Here is a 25,320-nt window from a genome sequence, read left to right as displayed (position 1 = left end):
CTGCGCCTTGTGCTTTTCGGCAAAAGCACAGTTGCAGTTGGGCGTGGCACCGCGCCATGCGCGGTGCCACGCCCAAGGCCGCACGGAAGGGGCACTGGCACAGTCAGGGCGCCTGCGGGCGCGGGAGCGCCCTGTCAGAATCCGGCACGCTGCGGGTTACGGCACCTGCGGGGCGCGGATTGCCCGGGCTCCACCGCACCGCAAGAAATGCAGCGCCAGTGCCCCTCGGATTTGACCTGCCGCCAGCGGCAGCTGCGGGTCAGATCCAGGGCACGGTGGCGCCACAGGAAATAGCAAAAGACGCCGATTGCCAGAACAACAACGAGTACCATGCAGCCTGTCTAGCCGTGCCCTGCCAGCGCTTCAAACGCAAAACCGGAAACTGCCGGGCGCTTTGGATCAAGCCGCTTGATAATATTCGAACAACTGTTCCTGTTCTGGTTCCAGCACGCCTGCCACCGGTGCTTCGGGACTGTAGTATTCAAAGGCCTGCTCCAGCGCGTCCCGTGCAGCTTTGGCTTGTTGTTCTTCATAGGTTTCAACGGGTTTCATCAGGTGGTCTCCTAGCTTGCGGCACCATCCTCCCTTGCGCCGCAGAATAGCTGCTCAGGCCTCCTGCCGCACCGGATGTTTTTGCAGGTTTGCCATGCAGATGCTGCAATCCGGTGCAGCCGCCCCCCTGTTCAGCCGACCAGCAGATCCCCCGCCAGCCCCAAGGCAAAACCGGCAACCGCTCCCAGGGCAGGCGCGCTGCTGCGGCTGCTGTGCGCCTTGGGGGCGATGTCCTGAAACAGCAGGTACAGGATCCCGCCCGCGGCAAAGATCATGATCCCACCGAGAACTGCATGGGCCTCTGCCAGCCAGACCAGCCCCGCAAGCGCGCAGGCAGGCCCCAACGCAGCCAGCCCCAGGAACAGCAGCAGCACATGCCAGGCCGGGCTGTCACCGCTCCACACTTCGCGGAAGGCGGCAAATCCCTCAGGCAGGTTCTGCAGGAAGATCATCAGCGCCAGCAGCTTGGCAGTCGCAGCATCCGCCACCAGCATCGCCCCCAGCGCCATCGCCTCCGGCAGGTAATCCAGCAGCATTGCCAGCAGCAGGGCACCGCTGCCGCCTCGGCGTTGCAGAACAGTATCGGTGAGGTAGAAAACCAAGCCCCCTGCAGCAAACAGGCCAACCGCCAAGGCCGCCGGCAGCGTCTCAGCCGCCTCCGGTACCAGCACCAGAGCCACGGCTGAGGCCAGCGCGCCGCCGCCAAAGGCCGTGATGGTATGCAGAACCCGGTCGCGCAGCACCGGATTGCTGATGTGCTCGCACCAGGCCAGAAGGCCACCCAGCGGCATCGACAGCCCGGCAAATCCGGCAAGCAGAATGGCATAGAAATGCGGTTGCATTCGAGCACCTTAGGGCGGCCAGCCAAGCCGCTCAACCTGTCCGGGTCAGGTGTTGATGCAGGATGTGGCCTGCGCCGCCTGTGCCGCTGTCACATTTGGCCCCGGCTGAACGTTGCGCAGAACCGTCGCGCCTGCACCATGACCCAGGAACTCGGTGCTGATCCGCACCTCTCCGGTGATGCCTGCAGCCGCGATGCAGCCCGGCACCCTGGCATCTGTCGCCGCCAGCTGGCCGCCGACCCGGTCGTTGTCCGCCGCAGTCATGCAGCCTGCCAGCAGGAAAAGCGCGCCCGCGGCACATCCAAGAAGTCTCATGCCCAAAATCCGTCACCCGACAAAACTAACCCCCGGTTTCGCAGGAAACCGGGGGGCATGCAATTTTCTTCGCGCGCGGGCGGCGGTTCCTTGCGAGCCTTCGGCCAGGCAGCCCCCCTCACTGCATCAGAATGTTCTCTGATCGCACGCCAGTTCCTTGAGGTTTTCAGCCTCAGATCCTGTCTGCGCGGAAACATCCGGAGCCACTTTTCCCGCATGCAGCACAAAAGAAACACGTTTACTGTCAGACGGCCTGATCGTTTCAACACATGCGGTCACGCCATCGGCCTTGGCTCCGTCTGCTTCCTTGCTGTTGATGTTCTCGTAGCAGAAGCTGAATGTATTTACCCAACCGCGGTCGCAAAACCGCTCCGGTGACACGCTGACAATTGGCTTCAGGTCTTTGTAACTGCGCACTGTCAGGGCGAACCCATCCGTCTTTGCACCACGCAGGCTGTACCACTTCCCGCCGCGTGCATGCTTCAGCCCGCACAAAGCCTCCCCCTCTTCCAAGGGAGCTTTCTTGATCAGTCTTGCCAGAACCGTCCCGTAGGGAATTTTGTCGGCAATGTCCTCCAGTCTGGCGACAACACCGGCAGTTTTTCCGGCTGAGACAGTGCACAATCCAGCAAGCACAAATTTCTCATCGATCTTAGTCGTAAACCCGCCAAACTGAGGACTGCTGAATGGACTGTAGTTCTCCGCCACCGAAAGCGACGGCCAGGCCAGCGCAGCCATCAGGCAAACACGTGTAAACAGTTTTGGCATGAAACCCCTCCCCAAAATACAACCCTAAAGCACAGAAAAAGCCCCGGCATGTCAACACCGGGGCTCAACTTCCGCTTTAGCGGGCTGTTCAGACAGTGCGCTCGACCATCATCTTCTTGATATGCGCAATCGCCTTGGCCGGGTTCAGGCCCTTGGGGCAGGTTTTGGCGCAGTTCATGATCGTGTGGCAGCGGTACAGCTTGAACGGGTCTTCCAACTGGTCCAGGCGCTCGGGCGTGGCTTCGTCCCGGCTGTCGATAATCCAGCGGTAGGCATGAAGCAGGGCTGCCGGCCCCAGGTAGCGGTCGCCGTTCCACCAGTAGCTCGGGCAAGAGGTCGAGCAGGATGCACACATCACGCATTCATACAGCCCATCGAGCTTCTTGCGGTCCTCGATGGATTGCTTCCACTCTTTCGCGGGGCGGTTGGTCTTGGTTTCCAGCCACGGCATGATCGAGGCATGCTGGGCATAGAAATGCGTGAGGTCGGGAATGAGATCCTTGACCACCGGCATATGCGGCAGCGGGTAGATCGCCACATCGCCCTTGATCTCATCCATGCCATAGATGCAGGCCAGCGTGTTGATGCCGTCGATGTTCATCGCACAGGACCCGCAGATCCCCTCGCGGCAGGAGCGGCGGAAGGTCAGGGTCGGGTCGATCTCGTTCTTGATCTTGATCAGCGCGTCCAGAACCATCGGGCCGCAGCTGTCCATGTCGACGAAATAGGTGTCGACCTGCGGGTTTTTGCCGTCATCCGGGTTCCAGCGGTAGATCTTGAACTTGCGCACATTGCTGGCGCCCTCCGGCTTGGGCCAGGTTTTGCCGGTGGTGATCTTGGAGTTCTTAGGAAGGCTGAATTGAACCATGATCTGTCTCCTTAGAACGTCCGCGCCTTGGGCGCGATTTTAGCGAGGCTGATGCCGCCTTCAGCTTCGGTCGACAGCGGGTCGGTGATCACCGGGCGGTAGGACAGATCAACCTTGTTGCCTTCCACGCGGGACACGGTATGGACACGCCAGTTCTCGTCGTCGCGTGTGGCGTAATCCTCATGCGCGTGCGCGCCGCGGCTCTCCTTGCGGGCCTCGGCGCCAACGATTGTGGCCAGCGCGTTCGGCATCAGGTTGGTCAGCTCCAGCGTCTCCATCAGGTCGGAGTTCCAGACCAGCGAGCGGTCGGTCACCTGCAGATCGTCGAGCTTGGCCGCAATCGCGGTCATCTTCTCGACGCCTTCCTTCAGGGTCTTGTCGGTGCGGAACACCGCCGCGTCCGCCTGCATGGTGCGCTGCATCTCCAGCCGCAGATCCGCGGTCGGGATGCCGCCCTTGGCGTTGCGCAGGGTATCGAAGCGGTCAAACGCCTTGTCGACGGAGGCCCGGTTCAGCACCGGGTTCGCCGCATCCGCGTCCACAACCTTGCCCGCGCGGATGGCGGAGGCACGGCCAAAGACCACCAGGTCAATCAGCGAGTTGGAGCCAAGCCGGTTGGCACCATGCACCGAGGCGCAGCCCGCCTCACCCACGGCCATCAGGCCCGGCACCACGGCGGTCGGATCGTCGGCGGTCGGGTTCAGCACCTCGCCCCAATAGTTGGTCGGAATGCCACCCATGTTGTAATGCACGGTGGGCAGAACCGGGATCGGCTCCTTGGTCACGTCGACGCCGGCAAAGATCTTGGCGCTTTCAGAAATACCCGGCAGCCGTTCCGCCAGCGCCTCTGCCGGCAGGTGGGAGAGGTTCAGGTGGATATGGTCGCCCTCGGCGCCCACGCCGCGGCCCTCGCGGATTTCCATGGTCATGGACCGGGAAACGTAGTCGCGCGGCGCCAGATCCTTGTACTGGGGCGCATAGCGCTCCATGAACCGTTCGCCTTCGGAGTTGGTCAGGTAGCCGCCCTCGCCCCGCGCGCCCTCGGTGATCAGGCAGCCGGAGCCATAGATGCCGGTCGGGTGGAACTGCACGAACTCCATGTCCTGCAGCGCGAGGCCTGCACGCGCCACCATGCCGCCGCCGTCGCCGGTGCAGGTATGCGCCGAGGTGGCGGAGAAATAGGCACGCCCGTAACCGCCGGTTGCCAGCACCACCATCTTGGCATTGAAGACATGCATGGTGCCGTCATCGAGCTTCCAGCAGACAACACCCTGGCACTGCCCGTCCTCGGACATGATCAGGTCGATGGCGAAATACTCGATGTAGAATTCCGCGTTGTTCTTGAGGCTCTGGCCATACAGCGTGTGCAGGATCGCGTGCCCGGTCCGGTCAGCCGCCGCACAGGTGCGTTGCACCGCGGGGCCTTCGCCGAATTCGGTGGTGTGGCCGCCGAACGGGCGCTGATAGATCTTGCCCTCTTCGGTGCGCGAGAAGGGCACGCCGTAATGCTCCAGCTCGTAAACCGCCTTGGGAGCCTCGCGCGCGAGGTATTCCATCGCGTCGGTGTCGCCCAGCCAGTCGGAGCCCTTGACGGTGTCATACATATGCCACTGCCAGCTGTCCGGACCCATATTGCCCAAAGACGCGGCAATGCCGCCCTGCGCCGCCACGGTGTGGGAGCGGGTCGGGAACACCTTGGTCACACAGGCCGTGCGCAGCCCCTGCTCCGCCATGCCCAGCGTCGCGCGGAGGCCGGCCCCGCCGGCGCCAACCACGACCACGTCATATTCATGTGTTTCGTATTCGTAAGCAGCCATTGAAAAAGACCTCGGGGAGTTACAGGGCCAGGCGGATCAGCGCATAGGCGCTGGTCGCGGCGACGGCATAAGACAGGCAGTTGACCAGGATGATCGTCAGGCGGCCTTTGAAGCCGTGCACGTAATCCTCGATCATGGTCTGGGCGCCGGATTTGAAGTGCATCATGCCGACCCACATGGTCAGCGCCGCCACGATCGCCGGGAACGGGCGGGAATAATAGGCGGTGATCTCTTCATAGGTGCCGCCCAGCGCAGAGCCGAAGGTGAAGACGAACAGCGGCACCAGGATCAGGAGCGCGATTGAGCTCACCTGCATCGACCAGTGATGCTCTGTTCCGGATTTTGCAGCGCCCATGCCAACGGCGCGCTTGCGGTCAGTCAGATATCGCATTGCGTGTGCCTCCCGGGCTTAGACGATGATAATGGTCAGGACGGTCAGAACGGCAGAGCCGATCACCACGAACCAGCCCAGCTTTTCGGCCTGCTCCAGGTCCAGCATCATGCCGTTGTCCCAGATCAGATGCCGGATACCCGCCAGTGTGTGATACCACAGACCCAGCGCCGACAGCGTCATCACCAGATCGCCGAACCAGCTGGTCAGCAGCCCGTTGGCAATGGCGAAGTAGTCAGGCGAGGTTGCGGCTGCCAGGAACCACCAGGCGATCAGCAGCGCGGAAACGATCAGTGCGTTACCGGTGATCCGCGTCAGGATCGACGTCACGGAGGTCAGCTGCGGCCGGTAGACCTGCAAATGCGGCGAAAGCGGGCGGTTGCCCCGATTGACATCGGCCATGTTGGCTCCTTTTCAGGTTGGCTGACGACGTTTTAGCCGATTTTTACGGCGTGTCACCCGAAGGAACGGTTAAAAACGGCAGGTTTCTGGCCTGGTGGCGCTAAAACGCCACGGCTTGTGATCACAGCAAATAATTAGTGATCACAAAACCAGCGATTGGAAATTTTTTGCAGAATCAGGGGGTGTTCTGCAAATCATTGCAAAGACGCCGCTGCCCTCCCGCGCTCAGTTTGCAGCGCCGCAGTCTGCCGCGCCACCTCTCTGACCAGCTTTTTTCGTATTCTTGACGGGTAATCCAGAAAACTGCTGGCTGTGACCACAAAGGCCCCCTCGCCGCGGATCACATTCTCAAAGAAATAGGCCGTCAGGTCCGGTTCGCTTTGCTCGATGGCAATGGCGTTCACCGTCACCCCCGCCGCTGCCAGCGCACCCTGCACCTCGCGCGGCTCAACGCCTTCATTCGAAAACCCGTCGCCGGAGACATCAATCACCCGGCGCTTGCAGTGCTTCACTGCCGGAAACTGCTCCAGCGCCAATAACAGCGCCTCCCCCACGGCGGTGGAGTAATTGCGCCAGGGCCGCGGCGCCTGCTCAATCGCCCGCGCCAGCGCCTCGACATCGCCGAAACTGCGGATCTCCGCCCAGGGGAGCGTCACCTCCTGGCGCGACTCGCCGGACCATTGCAGCAGCAGCACCTGCGCGCGCGCCTTGACCAGCGCCTCAGAGACCACGCCGTCGCGCAGACCCGCCGCCAGCCCGTCCATCTGAATGCGGTATTCCTCGGCATCGACTGAGCCGGAGACATCCACCGCCAGCACCAAAGCCAGATCACAGGCCGCTGAGCGCAGCGGCCAGAGGGAGAGCATGGAGAAAACCAGAAGCTGCAAAACCCGCATGCCGCCAGCTTAAGCTGATTGCAGCTTACAGGGCTATCACTTTTGCGCGGGGAGTTTCGCGGCTCTCAGGCCGAAATCTGCTGCGGCCTGAGAGCCGCAGCAAGCAGGCTTCAGCGGCGCAGCGGCAGACCGTCCCGGTCGCCCATAGAGCCGATAATCAGGCGGACAAAGTCAATGATTGTCCAGATCCCCAGGCCGCCAAGCGTGATCAGCATGAGGATGCCGGTGCCGATCTTGCCAAGATAGAAGCGGTGCGCGCCCAGCGATCCCAGAAAGAAGCACAGCAGCACAGCGGGAACGAACCCCTTTTCGCTAACGTCGCCGGCAACTGCATGATCCATATTTGCCATGTTGTTCTTAACCTTATTTCAGTTTGACCAATCGGCCCGATCCGTCGCGGGCCTTTTCCGCAATCAACAGATAAAAAACGATTATTGAGTGCACGATATCAACGAGCAGCACCAAATAGCCCAGCAAGGGCTGGTTGCCGGCCAGAAGAACGACAAACAGAATGAACAACCCCAGGTCAATCATTCCATGCACGTAGTTCCGCAAGTAAAAATGGTGCACGCCAATCACACCGAACAGACCGCACAATATGACGGCTGTCCCGTAGCTGGCCGATGACTTTTCTTCGTCAATCATAAAGTTTCCACCCTGAGTAGCGCAGGCAGGTTTACCGGCGCGCCTCAGGATTGCAAGACAGGAATTTGTCCGGCCTGCCTTTCTGACAAGGCGTGCGTGGGCTGCAAGCAACGGTCCCGAAAGACTGCTGCGCCAGCCCGGTCACTTCGGCATCAAGGCCCAGTAATCCAGATCCAGCAGCACATCCGGCAAGTACTTGCCATCCTCGCCTTTCAGCTGGAACGGGTCACCGCCCTTGGTCGCGACCAGCCGCAGCCGGATCGCACCGACACCCGGCGCGGCGGTGTCGGCCTTGTCCAGCACTTCGGACCAGGCCCGCACAGTGAAACCAGAAAGGCAGGGGTTGGCATGCGCCCCGCCATTCAGGCCCGCAATCATCTGCGCGTTGGCCAGCCCGTTGAAGCTCAGCGTCCGCGCCAATGAGATAACATGGCCGCCATAGATCAGCCTGGTCCCGTCCGGCCGCGCGGTATTGTCGAAATGCACCTTGGCGGTGTTCTGCCACAACCGGGTCGCCATCATGTGCTCGGCTTCCTCGATGGTGACGCCGTCCACATGGTCGATGGTCTCGCCCACCTCATAGTCGCCCCAGCGGTGCGGTTCGCCGGCCAGGGTGAAATCGTAATAGCTGAAATCCAGCCCCGCAGGGATCACCAGCTGGTCTGCCGGGATTACCTTGTTCAGCTCCGGGATCACGGTCTCCGGCGCCGGCGCATCCAGGTCGCGTTTGCGCACCATCACCCAGCGCACGTATTCCATCACGCATTCGTCGCGCTGGTTCAGGCCGCGCGTGCGCACATAGACCACGCCGGATTTGCCATTGGAATTCTGCTTGAGCCCGATCACCTCGGATTCCGAGCGCAGCGTGTCGCCGGGATAAACCGGCAGCAGCCAGCGCCCCTCGGCATAGCCGAGGTTCGCCAGCGCATTGAGGGAGATGTCCGGCACCGTCTTACCGAACACCACATGGAAGGCCGCCAGATCATCCAGCGGCGCCGAGGGCAGACCAGAGGCCCGAGCAAATTCATCCGAAGAATAAAGCGCATGGCGCGCCGGATAGAGCGCATGGTACAGCGCCCGTTCACCGCCCGACACCGTGCGCGGCACCGCGTGGCGGATCACCTCGCCAACGCTGTAGTCTTCGAAAAAGCGGCCCGGATTGGTCTTGGCCATCAGTGTTCTCCCAGTTTGGTCTCAGGCGTGTAGGTTCCGTCCGCTTCCTTCACCACCGCCTGGCCGCAGCGCATGATCCCCTTGACGGGATCAAAGGCCTGGGTCGGGCTGCCGTGCAGCTCCCAGCCCTTGTTCAGCGCATCGGTCACCTTGTGGCAAAAGGCGGAGGTGTCGTCTTCGGACAAAAATCGGTAAAGCTTCATGGTTTCCTATCCTGGCTTAGGCTCTAACCGCCGAACGGCGACGGGCCGACAATACCGTGGACGTAGCCGATCACCCCCATCAGGACAATCGAAGCAGCAAGGAACATCCCGTCCTTGGCGATCGTTCCCTTCGGGCCAGGCTGCCAGCCGGGCTCAGCCCGGTTGATCACGATTTTCTCGGCGATGGACCAGGCCCACAGGCCCCCGAACAGCACGAACGACGCCGGATCCCAGTTCACCAGCAGATGCGCCAGCGCCCACAGGCCAAAGCCCGTCAGCATCGGGTGGCGCATCTTGTAGAACAGCGCGCCCTTATGCGGGCCGGGGCTCATGAAATAGATCGCAACCAGCACCAAGAGGTTGTTGACGTGCTTCAGATACGGCGGAACCAGCGCCAGATCGAAACTTTCGGCAGAGCGGTAGCCAATGACCATCAGCACAACACCCGCCACCAGCACCAGCGTTACCACACCGCGCCCGCCTTTGCCCATGGCAGCGCGTCTCTCCGGCGCCAGCCGTTTGAACAGATGGCCGCCCCACCACAGCAGAAGTCCAAGGATCAACAGTGCCATTTCAGCCCCTCTTAGATGTTAAGCTGATTAACACCTACGCGGAAACCGCCGCGATTGCATCCGCTTTTGCCAGAATTTCACGCGCCGTTACGACATGCAGGTTCTCGACTATCTTGCCGTCAACCACGGCAACACCCTGCCCTGCGGCCTTGGCCTCTTCAAATGCGGCAATCTGGCGGCGGGAGGTGTCGATCTCACGCTCTGTCGGGGCAAAGGCGGCATTGGCCACCTCCACCTGCGCCGGGTGGATCAGGGTCTTGCCATCAAAGCCCATGTCGCGGCCCTGGGCGCATTCCGCGGCCAGCCCTTCCACGTCCTTGAAGGCATTGTAGACGCCGTCGACAATCACCAGCCCCTCGGCCTTGGCCGCCAGCAGGCACAGGCCCAGCCCTGCCATCATCGGCATCCGGTCGGGGCGGTAGCGGGTCTGCAATTCCTTGGCCAGGTCATTGGTGCCCATCACCATGCCCTGCAGCTTGGGGTGCGCCGCAATCGCAGCGGCATTCAGCATGCCCCGCGGGGTTTCCATCATCGCCCACAGCGGGATGTCCCCGGTGATTTCTGCCAGTGCGTCCAGGTCCTCCGGCGCATTCACCTTGGGCAGCAGAATCGCGTCGGGGCTCATCCGCGCCGCCGCCGTTGCATCCCCGCGGCCCCACGGCGTATCCAGCCCGTTGATCCGCACGATTTTCATCCGCGCGCCATAACCGCCGGCCTTCAGCGCCTGGCCCAAGGTTTCGCGGGCATTGGTTTTTTCATCGGCTGAGACCGCATCCTCCAGGTCGAAGATCACCGCGTCCACCGGCAAGGTTTTGGCCTTCTCCAGCGCACGCGCGTTGGAGCCAGGGATGTACAAAACCGAGCGGTAAGGGCGCGTGCGCGGATCCATGGGGCTTCTCCGAAAGTTATTTTGTTGCGTAAAGCGGTACAGATTCGATTGTATACTTTCAAGTACAATTCCGCCGCAGCGCAGCGTAACCTTTCGCGCGATTGCAGCAAATCACTGAAAAACCGTGTGAATTTCCGACGAACGCCCAGTTAACCACTTATCAGCACCTGATCGGCACACTGAAGGGTACCAAGGCACAGGACACCGCTGCCGTACCAGGCCGCACCTGATGCCAGCAGGCATGGGGCCTGCATTTCGAATTGCGTCACACACCGGCCCGCACAGGGACACCGGGGGCTGCCGTCAGGCACCCTTCTCTGTCCGGCCGTTCCGGAAAGGGTAAAACGAGATGAAACACTCATTCTTCGCACTGCCGCTGGCCTTGGCTGCGCTGTCCATCGCCGCTGCGCCTGCCGCGGCCCAAAGCCGCAACTGCGCCCCGCGTGATGCGGTGGTCAAACGGCTGGCGGAAAAATACGGCGAAAGCCGCCAGAGCATCGGCATGGGCCAGCAGGGCATGGTGATGGAAACCTTCGCCTCGGACGAGACCGGCAGCTGGACCATCACCGTCACCACCCCCAACGGCATGACCTGCCTGGTGGCGTCCGGACAGTCCTATGAAGTGCTGGCAGAGGCCCTGCCGAACACCGACAGCGACGCTTGAGCAGGTATTGAGGCAGGTTTCCAGGCTGCAGGTTAAGCGGCCGGGGACGCCGCGCGGGCTGGCTGATGTGAGCAGTCTTCAGGCCAGCCCGTCCCAGATTAGCTTGGCACCGGTCACCGTCAGCAGCACATAGGTGAGCGCAAAGAACCAGCGCTCCGGGATCGAATGGTGCAGCTTGACCCCCAGCCAGGCCCCGAGCAGCGCAAAGGGCGCCAGCATCAGGTCCAGCATCAGGGTTTCACGTGTGAACATCCCCAGCCCGGCATACGGCACCGCCTTGGCCATGTTGATGGCCCAGAAGATCAGCACCGTGCTGGCCTGGTATTCGGTCTTCCGCAACTTGAGGCTGAGAAGATAGACCGCGGCCGGCGGCCCGCCGGCATGGCTGACAAAGCTGGTGAACCCTACCGCCAGCCCGGCCAGCGCCCCGGCGCCCGTGGACAGCGGCGTATCCGACGCCAGCCGCAGCCCCAGCCGCCCTCGCAGCTGCCACAGCACAAAGCCAACGGAAACCGCGCCGATCAGCACCCGCATCGCATCGCCGTCCACCGCCGCATAAAGCCAGGCCCCCAGCGCCACGCCGGGCAGGCCGCCGCCTATCAGCAGCAGCGATGCCCGCAGGTTCCAGCGTCCCCAGTAGGGCCTCAGCGTCGCCGCATCGATCAGCATCAGCAGCGGCAGCATCAGCGCCAGCGCAGTGCCCGGCTCCAGCACCAGCGCCAGAATCGACGCAGAGGCAAAGGCCGCTCCGGACCCGAAACCGCCCTTGGACACGCCCGCAAAAACGACCGCCGGGATGGCAAAAACGAAAAACATCGCATCAAACGCCGCCATCACCCGCCCTCCGAAATGCCCAGATTACAGACGGTTTAGCGGTATCAGCACGGTATACACAAGCATACAGAGCCGATTGCCGCAGTGCAGAGCCCTTGCACGGCACGGTTTTACGCCGTAGGCATCAGGAAATTTCAACCGGACCGGAGACATTTTCCAATGGCACGACCCAAAATCGCCCTCATCGGCGCAGGTCAGATCGGCGGCACCCTCGCACATCTCGCAGCCCTCAAGGAACTGGGCGACGTCGTTCTCTTCGACATCGCCGAAGGCATCCCCGAAGGCAAAGCGCTGGACATCGCAGAATCCGGTCCTTCCGAAGGCTTTGACGCCTCGCTGAAGGGCACCCAGTCCTATGCGGACATCGCAGGTGCCGACGTCTGCATCGTGACCGCAGGCGTGCCGCGCAAGCCGGGCATGAGCCGCGACGACCTCCTGGGCATCAACCTCAAGGTGATGAAATCCGTTGGCGAAGGCATCCGCGACCACGCGCCGGACGCTTTCGTGATCTGCATCACCAACCCGCTGGACGCGATGGTCTGGGCCCTGCGCGAGTTCTCCGGCCTGCCCCACAACAAAGTCTGCGGCATGGCCGGCGTCCTGGACTCCGCCCGCTTCCGCCACTTCCTGGCTGAGGAATTCGGCGTCTCCATGAAAGACGTCACCGCGTTTGTGCTGGGCGGCCACGGCGACACCATGGTGCCCTCCGTGCGCTACTCCACCGTGGCCGGCATCCCGCTGCCCGACCTGGTCAAGATGGGCTGGACCACTCAGGAGCGCCTGGACGCGATCCTGCAGCGCACCCGTGACGGCGGCGCCGAGATCGTCGGCCTGCTGAAGACCGGCTCCGCCTTCTATGCGCCGGCCACTTCCGCCATCGAAATGGCCGAGGCCTTCCTGAAGGACCAGAAGCGCGTGCTGCCCTGCGCCGCCTATTGCGACGGCGAGCTGGGCGTCAAGGACATGTATGTGGGCGTGCCCACCGTGATCGGCGCCGGCGGCATCGAGAAGGTGGTGAACATCCAGCTGAACGAGGAAGAGCAGTCCATGTTCGACAACTCGGTCAACGCCGTGAAAGGCCTGGTCGAGGCTTGCAAGGGCATCGACGCCTCGCTGGCCTAAGCCCGCAGCCAACGGAACTTGAAAAAAGGCCCGCTTCCGGCGGGCCTTCGCTATTAGGGCAGGTTAGGTCAAGCGGAATGATCTCCAATGCTTGTTTCGCCGGACACAGCTGCCCTTTGCTTTTGCAGCTATTGCTGACGCAGAAAACCCTCGCTCCCGCAGCGCAAGATCCCCGGAAGCGCGGTGAATTTCCCGTTTGCGGTCATTCGGCCCCGAGGACTTCGGTGGAATTTCAATCGCGCTGTAGCTGCGGCCAGGCTGGACAAACGAGGCGAGGGAATTTCCGTCCCAACGGGACTGCGGAAAATGCAGGCGCAGAACAACTGGAACGCCTCTCACCCGAAGCTACCTGTTATTGACGGCGCGGCATCTGCACCTCACGGATCTTTCGCAGTTGTCCAACTCAATGGGTCCCTTAAAGCGTCAATTCGCTGCGGCTGACCTCTTGGATCGGGTTCTGCCGCACTGGATGCTTTCGGCACTATGCCAGCTCAGCAGTCCCGATTTTGCTCCAAAGTTCATCGGCAACAACACCTACTGGCTGATCTCTCCGTCTCATCTTGAAAATCATGGTCCGGCGAAGGGGAAACCCTTCCAGGTTCAGAGGTAACAACGCTCCGGAGCGCCGCTCCTGTTCTGTCATGTGATCCGGCAGACCGCCCCAACCGAGCCCCGCGAGGATCACCTTTTTCTTGGCCGCGAAGTCGGAGACGGTCCATTTCAGCCCGCCTGGCAGCAAGTCGCGGCTCTGCTCATGGGCCGCGCCGCCAGTCCCGGCCGCGACCACCTGCACATGGCTTTGCATTTCGGATGCGGACAAGGCGCGGGAGCCGGCGGGCAGGCCCAGGCCAGGGCTTGCCACCGGCCGGATCGTGACCTCGGCAACCGGCTCCGCTTCCACGTCGTCCAAGGGCACCCCGTCCAAGGACGCCAGTGCGATATCCGCCTTGCCCTCCATCAGTCGCGCAAGCGGGCCGCCCATCATTTCCATCCGCAGCCGCAGGTGGGTCGCCGGGTGGCGCCGCCCGGTGTATGCAAGGGCGGGCAGCAAAAGGTCCAGATCCATCGTCGCGCTGACAGCCACGGTCAGCTCCGGCTCTTCCCGGGCGCGCAGCCGGGCCGCGGTGGATCTCAGCCCCTGCATCTGACGCAGCACCCGCGACGCCTCGCGATAAAAGATTTCACCTGCCGGAGTAAGCGCCGGGCGGTAGGCCTCGCGGCTGAACAGCTCCAGCTCCAGCTCCTCCTCCAGCTGGCGGATTGTGTGGCTGATGGCGGACTGGGACTTGTTCAGGCGCTCCGCCGCGCCGCGGAAGGTTCCGGTGGAGACAATCGCCTCCAGGGCCAGGAGTTGGTCGTGTTTCATCGGATTCCAACATGATCTATTTACCTAATCGTTATGCTGAAAACACAATATTATCAATCAATCATATCAGGAGGTAGTCAGAGGGCATCACCACCACAGGAGACTGTCATGAAACTCTACTACAAACCCGGTGCCTGCCCGCTGGCCAGCCATATTGCCCTCTATGAAACCGGCCGCCCGTTTGACATCGAAGCGGTCGACACCGTGGCGGGGCGAACCGAAAGCGGCGCGGATTACCGTGCGATCAATCCCAAAGGTTATGTTCCGGCCCTGGGCCTGGACGACGGCAGCATCCTGACCGAAGGGGCGGCGGTTCTCCAGTACATCGCGGACAGCCACCCGGAGGCAGGTCTGGCGCCGGCGGCGGGCACCTTGGCCCGGGCGCGGATGCAGGAACAGCTCAACTGGATCGGGACCGAGCTGCACAAGGCCTTTGGCCCGCTATTCCGTGAGGGTACGTCCGAGGTCGGCAAAGACGAAGCACGCACCGCGGTTGCAGGCAAGTTCGACCTGATCGAGGCGCAGCTGGCGGATGGCCGCGAATGGCTGGTTGAGGATCAGTTCTCAGTGGCGGACGCCTATCTGTTCGTAGTTTCGAACTGGGCCAATTTCACCGGCATCGACCTCTCCCGCTGGCCCAATCTGGCTGCCTTTGTGGGCCGCAGCGCCAATCGCCCGTCGGCCCAGGCCGCGATGCGCGCCGAGGGGCTGATCCAATGACGCCCGCCGATCACAAACTGGTCGGCGCACTAATGGAGGCATATTTTGAAGGCCTCCATCAGGCCGACAGCACCATACTGCGAGAGGTCTTTCACCCGCAGCTGGCCTATATCTGTGCCACTGAAGATGACGAACTGTATCTGGATCTGGAAACCTACATGGGCCGGGTGGACGGGCGCGAGCCGCCGGCCAAACGCGGCGACCCGCGCGAAGAGGAGATCCTGGAGATCGCTTTTGCCAGCGACCGGCTGGCCCATGTCAGCGCCCGGATGACCATGATGGGCCGGGATTTCCACGACCTGCTGACCCTTGTCCGCCATGGCGCCGAATGGCGCATCGCTGCGAAAGTTTTCTCCTATGTTCCGCGAAAGGACTAACCGATGCCTTATGTGAATATCAAAGTCACCCGCGAGGGCGGCCCCGAGGGTACAGGACCAAGCGCAGACCAGAAGGCGCAATTGATCACCGGGGTCACCGGTCTGCTGCAGGACGTTCTGGGCAAGACCCCGGCGACCACATTTGTGGTGATCGACGAGGTTTCGCTGGAGGATTGGGGCGTCGGCGGCCTGCCAGTGCAGGAGTACCGGAAGCAGGCACAATGAAGACGCGGCTGACAGAGGCGCTGGGGCTCACCTGCCCGGTGATCCAGGCGCCGATGGCCTTTGCTGCGGGTGGCGCGCTGGCCCGCGCCGTCACCCAAGCTGGCGGGCTGGGCATGATCGGGGGGGCTTATGGTGATGCAGGCTGGATCGAACAGCAGTTCAGTGCCGCCGCGGGTGCCCGCGCGGGCTGCGGGCTGATCACCTGGAAGCTGGCGGAACAGCCGCATTTGCTTGACTTAGTGCTGGCACAGGATCCCGCGGCAGTGTTCCTGTCCTTTGGCAACCCGGCGCCATTTGCGCCTGCGATCCGGGATGCCGGCGTGCCGCTGATCTGTCAGGTCCAGACTCTGCGCGATGCGCAGCAGGCGCTGGACTGCGGCGCCGACATCCTTGTGGCTCAGGGCGCGGATGCCGGCGGCCATGGCGAGGCGCGCGGCACATTTACGCTGGTTCCCGAAATCGCGGATGAAATCGCACGCCGTAACAGCCAGGCGCTGCTGTGCGCCGCAGGCGGTATCACCGACGGACGCGGCCTGGCGGCGGCCCTGATGCTGGGCGCGGACGGGGCGGTGATCGGCACCCGCTTCTGGGCGTCGCACGAGGCGCTGGTGCATCCGCGCATCCTGGACCGTGCGCTGGCGGCAACCGGTGACGATACGATCCGCACCAAGGTTGTTGACGTGGTCCGCGGGTATGATTGGCCCGCCCGTTACGATGGCCGCGTGCTGCGCAATTCCTTCATTCAGAAATGGCACGGCTCCGAAGACGCCTTGAGGAAGGAAGCAGGCGCTGAAGCCGCAAAATGGTCGGCGGCTCAGGATGCCGGCGATCCGGAAGTGGCAACCGCCTTTGCCGGCGAAGGCATTGGCCTGATCAGTTCGGCGGCGCCGGCGGGCGACATTCTCGCCAACCTCATGGCAGACGCGCAGCAGTGTCTGGCGGGAGCGGCTTCTGCAATGGGCGGGTAAAGAGAGTTCGCCGGACCCGTGTGTCAATCCGGAGGCTTCAGGACACAGGAAGGCGGGCACAGGTGGGGGCGGTTCCGCCTGTGCCTTTCGCTGCTGGTTTCAGTTGATATGGTCCAGAACAAACTTGCCGGTATGTCCGGGCGTATCCAGCCGGCGGTGAGCCTCTGCGATCTGGTCAAGCGGCATGATCTCCTCGATCCCCGGTTCCAGGACGCCCTGGACCAGCCAGTCCGCCAAAGGCAGCAGAACCTGCTGATTGGCGGGGTTCTGAATCGTTACCGGGGAGATGCCCCGCGCTGCGGTGAAAACCCCACCGGGCTTCCACCACTCAGGCACAATGGTTGCATAGGCTCCGCCATCTCTTATGGCGGCAAAGGCCTGTTGCGCATGGTCCCGGCCGCGCACGTCAATGGCGCCATCCACCTGCTGCGCGCCCGGCGCCGCCAGTTCGAACCCCAGCAGAGGTGCAATCGTTGCGGCCATAGCACCCACCGCCCCCTTAGGGTTGTTGATCAGGACAGACGCGCCCGGCGGTAGGTCCAGCGCCTGAAGTGCCGCCAGTGCGGTGCTACCTATCAAAGGCACCGCAGCCGCTGCGGTGAAGGAAACCGTTCCGGGGATCTTCACAACCTGGCTGGCCGGCAGCGCGGCAAATTCCGCATGGGTGCCCACCAATGTTCCCGGCTGCGGCGATATCGCCATCACCCGGTCGCCGTGGGCAAACCCGTCCGTTTCCGGGCCAAGCGCCTCGACTGTACCCGCCGCATCCCAGCCTAGGATCATTGGAAAATGAGCCGGGTCACCTTGCAGAATTTTTCCTGACCGGACACCGGCATCCACTGGGTTCACACTGGACGCATGGATGCGGATCAGAAGTTCCACCGGCTTGGGCTCCGGGCAGGGCAGTTCCCCTATCCTGAAAACATCTGCTTCGCCAAAACTTTCGATTATTGCAGCTTTCATCCGTGCCTCCAAAATTCTGTAGCGACCGTTAAATTATGGGCGGCTTGCCGGGTCAAGCTATTTTGTGTAGTGATCGATAAGTAATAATGGAGGCGAACTTGGGGCGGCAGAAGTCCTTTGACACCGATCAGGTGATTGAGCGGGCGATGCTGCTGTTTTGGGAGCGGGGGTATGAGGCTGCCTCGATGGCTGATCTCAGCGCGGCCATGGGGCTAAATCCTCCCAGCATCTACGCGGCATTCGGCAACAAGCAGGCGCTGTTTGAACGGTGCGCTGCCCATTATGCGCAAAGCGTTGCAGCCTACGCCCCCCGTGCCCTTGCCGAGGAAACAACCGCCGCCAAGGCACTGCAACGCTATGTGTTTGAAGCCATCGAAGCATTTTCCGCCGAAGACCGGCCCAGGGGCTGTCTGCTCGTCAGTGGCGCAACCAATTGCGGCAAGGGCAGCCTGGGCGCGCAGGACCTGCTGACCGGATACCGGCAGGCCAGCGAGGCCATGATTGCAGACCGCATTCGGCGCGGCATTCACGAAGGGGACATGCCTGCCTCCACCGAACCGGATCTGCTGGCGAAATACGTCGCGGTGCTGATACAGGGGCTTGCTGCGCAGGCCCGTGACGGCGCAGCAGCTGACGAATTACACAATGTGGCCGAGCTTGCGCTCCGCGAGCTCCCCGTTTTGCCCTAGCAACCAGCCCGGCACGCGTGCCCGCTTAGGAAGGCGGCCACGCGCTTGCGGAATGGCTCACAGCCCCGAGATATCCGCATAGACATTGTAGTCGGCGATCTTGCCATCGCGCAGGCCAAGGCGCGTTGCAAAGGGAACCTCGTGCTCACTTTGGTCCTTGCGGGTATAGTGAACAGATCCTTCACAGAACACAGTATCACCGCTCGACCATATGCCGGTAATTGTGTGGCTCATCCCGCTGATCGTTTTGAAGAAGGAGGCGTTGGCGGCCTCAACGGGTTTGCGGCCTGAGATGGCTTCGAAATTGCCCAGCCGGAAGATCACATCATCGGTCAGAAAGCTGGCAACCGCTTCGGCGTTCATCGCGTCCACCGCAGAATAAAGACCGTCGATCAGGGCTGTATGGGCAGTGGTATCTTTAGCTGTGATTTGCATTCGTGGGTCTCCTGGATTGAAGTTGAGAGGCGCTGGAGGGAGCCAGGGAGTTTGCCGTTCTCGATTGGCCAGCTTTTGCCGGAGGATGGCTGTCAGAGGATGCTGGCATGCCGCACTGAATTCCATTGATGCGCGTTTCGGACATGGCAGCCTCAGGTAATCTGACAGATGGCAAATATCTAATTGGTTCCCGTTTCCGCTTTAATCCGCTAACTGGGAAACTGCAGGGAGAGCAAAAGTTGACAATTGAAAGAGCAGCATGATTGAGATTGGCGCCATTCCGGTTTTCGTTGCGGTTGCAGAAGCCGGCGGGTTTGCCGCCGCAGCCCGGCAGCTGGGGATCACAAAATCCGCTGTCAGCAAGCGGATCGGCAACTTGGAGGCGCATTTGGGAATGCAGCTGTTTCATCGCTCGACACGCAGCATGTCTCTGACCGAGGCCGGTGAAATCTACCTGTCCCATGCGGTGCAGGCGCTCGGTTCGGCGCATGAAGCGGAGGAGGCCGTCACTGCCATGCGGGGGCAGCCCGCAGGCCGGCTCAGGGTCAACGCGCCGATGTCCTTCGGGTGGCTGCATATAGCGCCTTTGATCAAGGATTTTCTGGAGCGCCACCCCGGGATAACACTGGATCTGACCATGGATGACCGGGTTACGGACTTGGTTGAAGCCGGGTTCGACATGGCCATCCGGGCAGGCACCCTGCCGGATTCTGCCCTGTTTGCACGCAGGCTGGCGCCCATTCACAGCGTTCTCGCCTCGGCCCCTGCGTACTTGTCTCAGGCAGGCACGCCGCAGCACCCCGAAGACCTGATGCAGCACAGCTGCCTGCATTACAGCTATTCGCGCGACCCGAGGGAATGGATCCTTTGCGGCGCAGAGGGGGACGTGCCGGTTCGCACGAAAGAAAGACTGCGTGTCAACAATAGCGAGGCGCTGTGCACTGCCTTGATAGACGGGCTGGGGATCGGGCGCCTGCCAACTTTTGTGGCTGGCGCTCATCTGGCAGCAGGCCGCCTGGTGCGGGTGCTTCCAGCCTACTCGCTGCCGGAACAAACCTTGTACGCGGTGTTCCCGGAACGGCGCCACATGCCTGCAAAAACACGGGCTCTTGCTGATTTCCTGGCGGACCGGATCGGCCGCGAAACACCCTATTGGGACATTGAAGCTGGTCTGGGCGGATGAAACGTCACATCAGGTCAGTTGACCGAATGTGATCCTGTCAAAGGCTCGCCCGTTCAGCGGACCGGCGTGCCGCACGCGCACCGCAAGAATTTGCCGCTTCCGGGCTGGATACGGGGCGAGCACTTATCAGGGAACATGCAGCCCCAGCAGACGCCTAAGCAATGGGACGTGTCAGTGCAGCCGGATGGCCATTCCGGCCTTGATTGCAAGGCAGGGCAATTTGTCTGGCTGAAAATAGGGCACAGTTCATTTTCGATGAAGGAAAACTCATTGTCCATTTGCTCCGCGCCTGGATTCGGACCAGAAGTTTCCTCAATGATCAAAGAGCTTGGCGGCTTCACACAAACCATTGGCCAGATCAAAACCGGAACGGCCGCCTATCTGGACGGTTCCTATGGCAATCTGTGTGTCGATGGCCGCACAGAACCGGGGGGAGCTCTAATTGCAGGAGGCGTGGGGCTTGTCCCGCTGCTAGGCATCGTCAGGGAAATGCGCCTGACCGGGGATCCGCGCAAGGTGAAGTTGATGTATGGCAACCGGGTGGTTGATCAGATTGCCTTTCGTGACGAATTGGGTGAACAGGACGTACTCTATGTGCTGTAAAAATCGCCAGAAACCTGGAACGAAGAAACTGGTTTTTTCGATGCAGTACTGATAGATAGCGTTTTCTCAGAAAATGAGTTCAGCGAATGGGTCTTTGTTATGTGCGGACCTGCCGTCATGAAGGACATTGTTGAAACTCATCTGATTGAGAGGGGCGCGCCCTTGCATCGCATCTTGCCGGAGCGGTTCAGCTATGACTAATCCATTGACGCATGTAAGTTTTCTGCGACGGACTTCTTTGACGATTCTGGTTCTAAACGTCATATCGTGCTTGATCATTCTCACATTTGCACTTCGCTAACTCGTGCCTTTGTGGCTGCACTTTTCAATTTTTGGTTTGGCGATGCCTGTTGCTTTGCAGCGGGAAACCTTCCGCACGTGCGGAGGAATGCTGTTTTGAACAACAGCCGAGCCAGTAACCGCCCGGAAAGTACGGTGACCAATGAATTCTGAACTTCGTCCCTGTTGCCGGACACCAGGGTAATTTACCCCTGTCCAGGAAAGGAGCATGGAATGGGACAAACGAGACGGACGTTCACAGATGAATTCAAAGCCGCAGCGGTTGGTCGGCTTTATAAGCCTGGTGCTACACAAGGTGGTGTTGCCAAGGAGCTTGGAGTGACGAGCTCGCAATTGAAGCCGTGGCGCTTGGAGATCGAAGCGGCGGGATCAATGGCGGCACTGCGCAGGCAGCAGTCGGATGCGGCGGAACTGGATCGTCTACGGAAGGAAAACAAACGTTTGAAGGTGGAAAATGAAATCCTTGAGAAAGCTTCCGCTTTTTTCGCCTCAAGGGCAGCGAAGACATGACTGCGAAACATGCCTTTGTCGCTGCCCATAAGGCTCTTTATCCCATTTCCCTGCTCTGTCGCATTCTGGGGATCGGCCGCAGTTGGTTTTATGGTTTTACTCAGTCGCAACCAACCCGAGATCAGCGGCAAAAGCTGCGTACCGACCGGGACGCCGAGTTGCTGCCAAAGATAAAAGCGGCGTTTTCTCAAAGCAAAAAACGATATGGGTCAAAGCGGGTCCACCAGGATCTGAAAGCCGATGGCGAGGCAGTCTCGGAGCGTCGCGTCGCCAGAATAATGAAGGAAAACAGTATCTCACCGCGTCTGCGCAAGCGCCGGAAGCCGCGCACGACTGACAGCAATCACTCTTTGAAACCATCGCCGAATTTGCTGGAGCAGCAGTTCGATTGTTCCGTTCCAAACCGGGTTTGGCTGGCCGACATTACCTACGTCGATACGGACGAAGGATGGCTCTACGTCGCCGCCATCAAAGACATGGCAACACGTGAAATCGTCGGCTGGGCCATGGACGGTCATCTGCGATCCAAACTGTGCTGTGATGCCTTGAACATGGCCCTGGGGCGGCGTGGTCCGGTGCCTGGGCTCATTCACCATTCGGATCGCGGCGTGCAATACGCTGGCAGCGAATACCGTGCGCTGCTCGGGTCCGCGAAGATCATCCAATCAATGAGCCGAACCGGCGAATGCCTGGATAACGCTCCAATGGAAAGTTTCTTCGAATCACTGAAAAAGGAACTGGTTCACCGGGAGCGCTTCAAAACGCGCGCCCAGGCAAAGGCGGCGATCTTCGAATACATTGAGGTCTTCTACAATCGCCAGCGACGTCATTCTGCCATCGGCTACCAAACCCCCGCGCAAGCATACGAAACCATGGCTTGGAAAAGCGCAGCGTAGGGTCAATAATCAAACTGTCCGGAAATCGGGACGAACTCCATTCGAGGTTTCAGATTTGCTGCGGCCTGCCGGAATGGCTGCATTCTCCTCTGCCATGCAGCGAGAGAAATTTGGCAGAGCAGCGGATCGGCGCGTTGCGTGCGCATGCAGCGCGAAATTCGAATTCACAGTAATGGGATGTACCGGCTGCTTCACCCAGCAGTCTAGGCTTTGCCTATTTCTGCAAACAGGAGAAGTGGCTATGAAATCGAAGAACTCTGAAGATATCGGCGAGGTTGCAGTCATTGGCGTCGACATCGGAAAAGACACGTTCCATCTGGTCGGCTTTGACCACGCAGGTCAGCGCGTTTTGCGCCAGAAAATTAGGCGGTTGGCGTTGAAGTCGACGTTTGAGAAACTTCCTCACTGCATCGTAGGTATGGAAGCCCGCATGAGCGCGCATTTTGTTAGCCGCATGCTGCGAGAGCTTGGCTTCGAACCCCGGATCAGTCCAAGTATCTATGTGAAGCCATTCAATAAAGGGCAAAAGAACGACTACAATGATGCCGAGGCAATCGCAGAAGCAGCAATGAGACCAAACCTGCGGACCGTTACCGAGAAAAGTCAGGATCAATTGGACCTGCAGGCTATGCACCGAGTGCGGTCAAGACTGGTGGCACGCCGCACCGTCACGATCAGTCAAATCCGGGCGTTCCTGATTGAGCAAGGCATCACCGTGCGGGCGGGACAGCATAGGTTGCAGAGCTCGTTTGAGGCGATCCTGGAAAACCGGCGCGATGAAATCTCACCCCGTATGCGCTCCATCCTGATGGGGCTCTATGGCGATTGGCTCTGGGTTGATGAACGGATCAATGCAATCCCCTCAGAGGTTGAAGAGATCAGCAAGTCAGAAGAAAACAGCGCCAACATCATGACCATTCCGGGGATCGGTCCACTGATCTCGACGGCGGTCGTTGCCGCCATTGGCAAGGGCGAGGTATTTGACAAAGGTCGGGACTTTGCAGCGTGGGTAGGTCTGGTGCCGCGCCAGTTCAGCACAGGTGGGCGGACCATCCTTGGTCGGATCAGCAAGCGCGGCAATGGGTATTTACGCATGTTGTTAGTGCAGGCTGCCAATGTCATCTTGATGCGTCCACACCGCTGGGATGCCGTGGGCTTGGGGAGTTGGCTGAGGGGCGTCACGGCACGCATGCCCCACAACAAGGCCGCAGTTGCATTGGCCAACAAGCTGGCCCGCACCGTATGGAGCGTTCTGCGCCACGGATCGAAATATGCGGTCCAGAGAGACGAGGCTTTGGGCGCCATCTGAAGCGCCTCAAGTCCCAAAGGAGTTCGCGAAGGAGAAAAGCATGGTACGGAGACACTACGCCCCCAGAGTCTGACAGCCCAAATGATCGTCATCAGTCTGGACAGTAATGAGACCACGGCGCGTGCGTAACCCAAAATGGCCACGGCCCGCGAGCCGGCAAACAGGCCGGATACATATCAGCGACTTCCGCAAGCCACGCCAATATCTCACTTGCGAACAGCAGCCGGTACATACATATGGGCTCAAAGCGGCCAATAGCCTAGGGGCTGCTTATCAGGCATAAACGCCTGGCATGGTGGTCTATCCCGGCAAGGGTCTTGCTTCCCTTCGAAGTCGGCACGGGGCCGCTCCATGATGGGGTCGGAAGGAAAGGCATCCCAATCTTTTCTACGGACTACGGCTGAAGCCGCGTTCAACCCCGCCCCGGGATTGCCTACCCACCCGTCCCTGCACGGGACATCAATCCGCGCGCTCAGCGCGAATTCTGGCGTGCTGTATCAGGCGGTTTGTGCCTGCCAGCGAAATTCGGTTTTGTCAGTCCACATCCGGTGTAGAATAATGGCCAGGCGCCGGGCAACGGCAACAAGAGCCCTGAGCTGCCCTTTGCGCTTCGCAATCGATCGCCCCCAAGCCTTCAGCGGGGAGCTTTTGGTGTTCCGCCGCATGAGCGCGCCAGCAGCCTCCATCAGTGCCCACCGGACATTGGCATCACCACACTTTGAAATGCCGCGCCCGTGATCAATTTCGCCGGATTGATAGGGTGCTGGCGTTAAGCCAAAGTGAGCGGGAACGGCCCGGGAACGCCGGAAACGGGCCGCCTCGTCTAAGCCAGTGCGGAATGTAAGGGCAACCAGCGGGCCGACGCCGGGAGCGGTCATGAGCAGCCGGCACACGGGATCATCAGTGGCCATCCGCTGCATCGCTTTGTGCAAATGCTGGAATTGCGCGCACAACACACGCCGGACTTCCAGGAGTGGCGCTACGGCCAAGGCAAGGTGCGGGCGCTCTTCAAGCAGATCCTTGACCCTGCTCTCGAACTGGGCGCGAGTGACGGCCCCGACTTTCATGCCGAAATTCCGCAATAGGCCGCGCAGGTTGTTCTCTGCGTCAATGATCTTTGACTGCAGGAACTTCCGCGCCGTGAGCAGCATCCGGATTTCCTGGCTGCGTTCGGTCTTTACGTGCACGGGACGAAAGAGGCCGACACGCATCATTTGGGCAATGCCTCGGGCGTCGTTCTTGTCTGTTTTGTTAATCCGGGCCGAAAGCGCGGCCCGCATGTGCCGTGCCTCGACGCATATCACAGGATAGCCTGCCGCAGCCAATCCGCTGTAAGGCCATCGGGACAGCGGGCCAGCTTCGAGGCCAACACGCCGGTATCGGCCAGCAACTTTCTCAAGCACTGCTGTGATTGAAGCAGGTTCACTTTCCACCTTCGCTTCTTTGACCAGTTCCCCTGCGCTATCCAGGATGCAAACGCTGGTCGAGCGAAGCGATACGTCCAAGCCAACAAACAGATCCATGACTATACCTCCTTGATGTGGTCATCAGGAGCCTGCCAGCATTTCTGCCGAACTGTCACCCTCCTCAGCGCAGCGGAGCAGCCCTAATCATCCCATCTTTTCTTTTGCGGCGGCGGCCCATGGCCGCTGCTGCCGCTTTTGGCCTATGATACGGCGGGCGCAGGCTTCGGGCCCGCCTCGAATCACCCGCATCAAGCCTTCGTTAAATTGTGATCACACCCTCAAATCCTGTGATCACAAAAACCGAAAATCTTCCGCATTTCCCTGCCCCCTGTCAAAAAAGCCTTTAACACTTGGCTT

General features: G+C 60.9%; 32 protein-coding genes. 12 read left to right on the top strand and 20 right to left on the bottom strand.

Features of this window, described 5'->3' with window-relative positions; genetic code table 11:
* Positions 1-399: 399 nt before the first annotated feature.
* The 15 genes from K3725_RS04505 to K3725_RS04435 form a co-directional block, all read right to left on the bottom strand.
* The gene (locus tag K3725_RS04505; protein WP_260017658.1) at positions 400-552 is read right to left on the bottom strand and encodes a hypothetical protein; all 153 of its coding nucleotides are present in this window, start codon (positions 550-552) and stop codon (positions 400-402) included.
* Between the two features lie 131 nt (positions 553-683).
* Entirely contained in the window at positions 684-1,394 is a 711-nt protein-coding gene (locus tag K3725_RS04500) for a ZIP family metal transporter (RefSeq protein ID WP_260017657.1), read from the bottom strand.
* A gap of 45 nt (positions 1,395-1,439) precedes the next feature.
* Positions 1,440-1,709 (bottom strand): hypothetical protein, encoded by a 270-nt coding sequence (locus tag K3725_RS04495; RefSeq protein WP_260017656.1) that lies wholly within the window; start codon positions 1,707-1,709, stop codon positions 1,440-1,442.
* A 126-nt stretch (positions 1,710-1,835) separates the two neighbouring features.
* Entirely contained in the window at positions 1,836-2,477 is a 642-nt protein-coding gene (locus tag K3725_RS04490; protein ID WP_260017655.1) for a hypothetical protein, read from the bottom strand.
* An 88-nt stretch (positions 2,478-2,565) separates the two neighbouring features.
* Positions 2,566-3,345 carry a succinate dehydrogenase iron-sulfur subunit gene (locus K3725_RS04485; RefSeq protein WP_039174849.1) on the bottom strand — a complete coding sequence of 260 codons (780 nt, stop codon included), beginning with the start codon at positions 3,343-3,345 and terminating at the stop codon, positions 2,566-2,568.
* Positions 3,346-3,356: 11 nt separating this feature from the next.
* The gene (gene sdhA / locus K3725_RS04480; protein WP_260017654.1) at positions 3,357-5,162 is read right to left on the bottom strand and encodes a succinate dehydrogenase flavoprotein subunit; all 1,806 of its coding nucleotides are present in this window, start codon (positions 5,160-5,162) and stop codon (positions 3,357-3,359) included.
* Positions 5,163-5,181: 19 nt separating this feature from the next.
* A complete protein-coding gene (gene sdhD / locus K3725_RS04475; RefSeq protein ID WP_260017653.1) occupies positions 5,182-5,553 on the bottom strand; it encodes a succinate dehydrogenase, hydrophobic membrane anchor protein in 372 nt (123 codons plus the stop codon).
* Positions 5,554-5,571: 18 nt separating this feature from the next.
* On the bottom strand, positions 5,572-5,955 hold the full coding sequence (sdhC, locus tag K3725_RS04470; protein ID WP_260017652.1) for a succinate dehydrogenase, cytochrome b556 subunit: 384 nt from the start codon (positions 5,953-5,955) through the stop codon (positions 5,572-5,574).
* 194 nt (positions 5,956-6,149) lie between these two features.
* Positions 6,150-6,851, bottom strand: a complete 702-nt coding sequence (locus K3725_RS04465) for a DUF1194 domain-containing protein (protein WP_260017651.1) — start codon at positions 6,849-6,851, stop codon at positions 6,150-6,152.
* A 110-nt stretch (positions 6,852-6,961) separates the two neighbouring features.
* The gene (locus tag K3725_RS04460) at positions 6,962-7,192 is read right to left on the bottom strand and encodes a TM2 domain-containing protein (protein WP_039182104.1); all 231 of its coding nucleotides are present in this window, start codon (positions 7,190-7,192) and stop codon (positions 6,962-6,964) included.
* Between the two features lie 22 nt (positions 7,193-7,214).
* Positions 7,215-7,496, bottom strand: a complete 282-nt coding sequence (locus K3725_RS04455; protein WP_039174846.1) for an NINE protein — start codon at positions 7,494-7,496, stop codon at positions 7,215-7,217.
* Between the two features lie 141 nt (positions 7,497-7,637).
* The gene (locus tag K3725_RS04450) at positions 7,638-8,669 is read right to left on the bottom strand and encodes a MaoC family dehydratase (RefSeq protein ID WP_260017650.1); all 1,032 of its coding nucleotides are present in this window, start codon (positions 8,667-8,669) and stop codon (positions 7,638-7,640) included.
* Positions 8,669-8,872, bottom strand: coding sequence for a DUF1737 domain-containing protein (locus K3725_RS04445; RefSeq protein ID WP_027235108.1), 204 nt, complete (start codon positions 8,870-8,872; stop codon positions 8,669-8,671). The genes K3725_RS04450 and K3725_RS04445 overlap by 1 nt, the downstream gene beginning before the upstream one ends.
* A gap of 23 nt (positions 8,873-8,895) precedes the next feature.
* Positions 8,896-9,444: an NnrU family protein gene (locus K3725_RS04440; protein ID WP_260017649.1), complete on the bottom strand. Its 549-nt coding sequence runs from the start codon at positions 9,442-9,444 to the stop codon at positions 8,896-8,898.
* A gap of 34 nt (positions 9,445-9,478) precedes the next feature.
* A complete protein-coding gene (locus K3725_RS04435; RefSeq protein WP_260017648.1) occupies positions 9,479-10,333 on the bottom strand; it encodes a CoA ester lyase in 855 nt (284 codons plus the stop codon).
* Positions 10,334-10,682: 349 nt separating this feature from the next.
* Between K3725_RS04435 and K3725_RS04430 the strand changes: the two genes are divergently transcribed.
* Positions 10,683-10,997, top strand: a complete 315-nt coding sequence (locus K3725_RS04430; RefSeq protein ID WP_260017647.1) for a hypothetical protein — start codon at positions 10,683-10,685, stop codon at positions 10,995-10,997.
* Positions 10,998-11,075: 78 nt separating this feature from the next.
* Here K3725_RS04430 and K3725_RS04425 read toward each other — a convergent pair whose 3' ends face one another.
* Positions 11,076-11,831, bottom strand: coding sequence for a sulfite exporter TauE/SafE family protein (locus K3725_RS04425; RefSeq protein ID WP_260017646.1), 756 nt, complete (start codon positions 11,829-11,831; stop codon positions 11,076-11,078).
* Positions 11,832-11,990: 159 nt separating this feature from the next.
* Between K3725_RS04425 and mdh the strand changes: the two genes are divergently transcribed.
* The gene (gene mdh, locus K3725_RS04420; protein ID WP_260017645.1) at positions 11,991-12,953 is read left to right on the top strand and encodes a malate dehydrogenase; all 963 of its coding nucleotides are present in this window, start codon (positions 11,991-11,993) and stop codon (positions 12,951-12,953) included.
* 481 nt (positions 12,954-13,434) lie between these two features.
* Here the strand turns inward: mdh and K3725_RS04415 are convergent, their stop codons facing one another.
* Complete coding sequence (locus K3725_RS04415; protein WP_260017644.1) at positions 13,435-14,319, bottom strand: LysR family transcriptional regulator; 885 nt, start codon at positions 14,317-14,319, stop codon at positions 13,435-13,437.
* 108 nt (positions 14,320-14,427) lie between these two features.
* Between K3725_RS04415 and gstA the strand changes: the two genes are divergently transcribed.
* From gstA to K3725_RS04395, 4 genes are read left to right on the top strand one after another with little or no spacing between them, the layout of a single operon-like run.
* Positions 14,428-15,039: a glutathione transferase GstA gene (gene gstA, locus K3725_RS04410; protein ID WP_260017643.1), complete on the top strand. Its 612-nt coding sequence runs from the start codon at positions 14,428-14,430 to the stop codon at positions 15,037-15,039.
* On the top strand, positions 15,036-15,416 hold the full coding sequence (locus K3725_RS04405) for a nuclear transport factor 2 family protein (RefSeq protein WP_260017642.1): 381 nt from the start codon (positions 15,036-15,038) through the stop codon (positions 15,414-15,416). The genes gstA and K3725_RS04405 overlap by 4 nt, the downstream gene beginning before the upstream one ends.
* Positions 15,417-15,419: 3 nt before the next feature.
* A complete protein-coding gene (locus tag K3725_RS04400; protein ID WP_260017641.1) occupies positions 15,420-15,641 on the top strand; it encodes a 4-oxalocrotonate tautomerase family protein in 222 nt (73 codons plus the stop codon).
* A complete protein-coding gene (locus tag K3725_RS04395; protein WP_260017640.1) occupies positions 15,638-16,609 on the top strand; it encodes a nitronate monooxygenase family protein in 972 nt (323 codons plus the stop codon). The genes K3725_RS04400 and K3725_RS04395 overlap by 4 nt, the downstream gene beginning before the upstream one ends.
* A 99-nt stretch (positions 16,610-16,708) precedes the next feature.
* Here K3725_RS04395 and K3725_RS04390 read toward each other — a convergent pair whose 3' ends face one another.
* Entirely contained in the window at positions 16,709-17,572 is an 864-nt protein-coding gene (locus K3725_RS04390) for an NADP-dependent oxidoreductase (RefSeq protein WP_260017639.1), read from the bottom strand.
* A gap of 185 nt (positions 17,573-17,757) precedes the next feature.
* Between K3725_RS04390 and K3725_RS04385 the strand changes: the two genes are divergently transcribed.
* Positions 17,758-18,261: a TetR/AcrR family transcriptional regulator gene (locus K3725_RS04385; protein WP_260017638.1), complete on the top strand. Its 504-nt coding sequence runs from the start codon at positions 17,758-17,760 to the stop codon at positions 18,259-18,261.
* A gap of 57 nt (positions 18,262-18,318) precedes the next feature.
* Here the strand turns inward: K3725_RS04385 and K3725_RS04380 are convergent, their stop codons facing one another.
* Positions 18,319-18,696, bottom strand: coding sequence for a nuclear transport factor 2 family protein (locus K3725_RS04380; RefSeq protein ID WP_260017637.1), 378 nt, complete (start codon positions 18,694-18,696; stop codon positions 18,319-18,321).
* Positions 18,697-18,955: 259 nt separating this feature from the next.
* Between K3725_RS04380 and K3725_RS04375 the strand changes: the two genes are divergently transcribed.
* The 5 genes from K3725_RS04375 to K3725_RS04355 all read left to right on the top strand — a co-directional run bounded on the left by K3725_RS04375 (position 18,956) and on the right by K3725_RS04355 (position 23,497).
* Entirely contained in the window at positions 18,956-19,879 is a 924-nt protein-coding gene (locus tag K3725_RS04375) for a LysR family transcriptional regulator (RefSeq protein WP_260017636.1), read from the top strand.
* 18 nt (positions 19,880-19,897) lie between these two features.
* Positions 19,898-20,482 carry a hypothetical protein gene (locus K3725_RS04370; protein ID WP_260017635.1) on the top strand — a complete coding sequence of 195 codons (585 nt, stop codon included), beginning with the start codon at positions 19,898-19,900 and terminating at the stop codon, positions 20,480-20,482.
* A gap of 513 nt (positions 20,483-20,995) precedes the next feature.
* Positions 20,996-21,292, top strand: coding sequence for a transposase (locus tag K3725_RS04365; RefSeq protein ID WP_260017634.1), 297 nt, complete (start codon positions 20,996-20,998; stop codon positions 21,290-21,292).
* The gene (locus K3725_RS04360) at positions 21,289-22,188 is read left to right on the top strand and encodes an IS3 family transposase (protein WP_260016510.1); all 900 of its coding nucleotides are present in this window, start codon (positions 21,289-21,291) and stop codon (positions 22,186-22,188) included. The genes K3725_RS04365 and K3725_RS04360 overlap by 4 nt, the downstream gene beginning before the upstream one ends.
* A 241-nt stretch (positions 22,189-22,429) precedes the next feature.
* Complete coding sequence (locus K3725_RS04355; protein WP_260017633.1) at positions 22,430-23,497, top strand: IS110 family transposase; 1,068 nt, start codon at positions 22,430-22,432, stop codon at positions 23,495-23,497.
* Between the two features lie 497 nt (positions 23,498-23,994).
* Here K3725_RS04355 and K3725_RS04350 read toward each other — a convergent pair whose 3' ends face one another.
* Entirely contained in the window at positions 23,995-25,020 is a 1,026-nt protein-coding gene (locus K3725_RS04350) for an IS110 family transposase (RefSeq protein WP_260017632.1), read from the bottom strand.
* Between the last annotated feature and the right edge of the window lie 300 nt (positions 25,021-25,320).

The sequence above is a fragment of the Leisingera sp. S132 genome, from assembly GCF_025144465.1.
GTDB lineage: Bacteria > Pseudomonadota > Alphaproteobacteria > Rhodobacterales > Rhodobacteraceae > Leisingera.
This window is presented reverse-complemented; position numbering and strand designations above follow the sequence as displayed.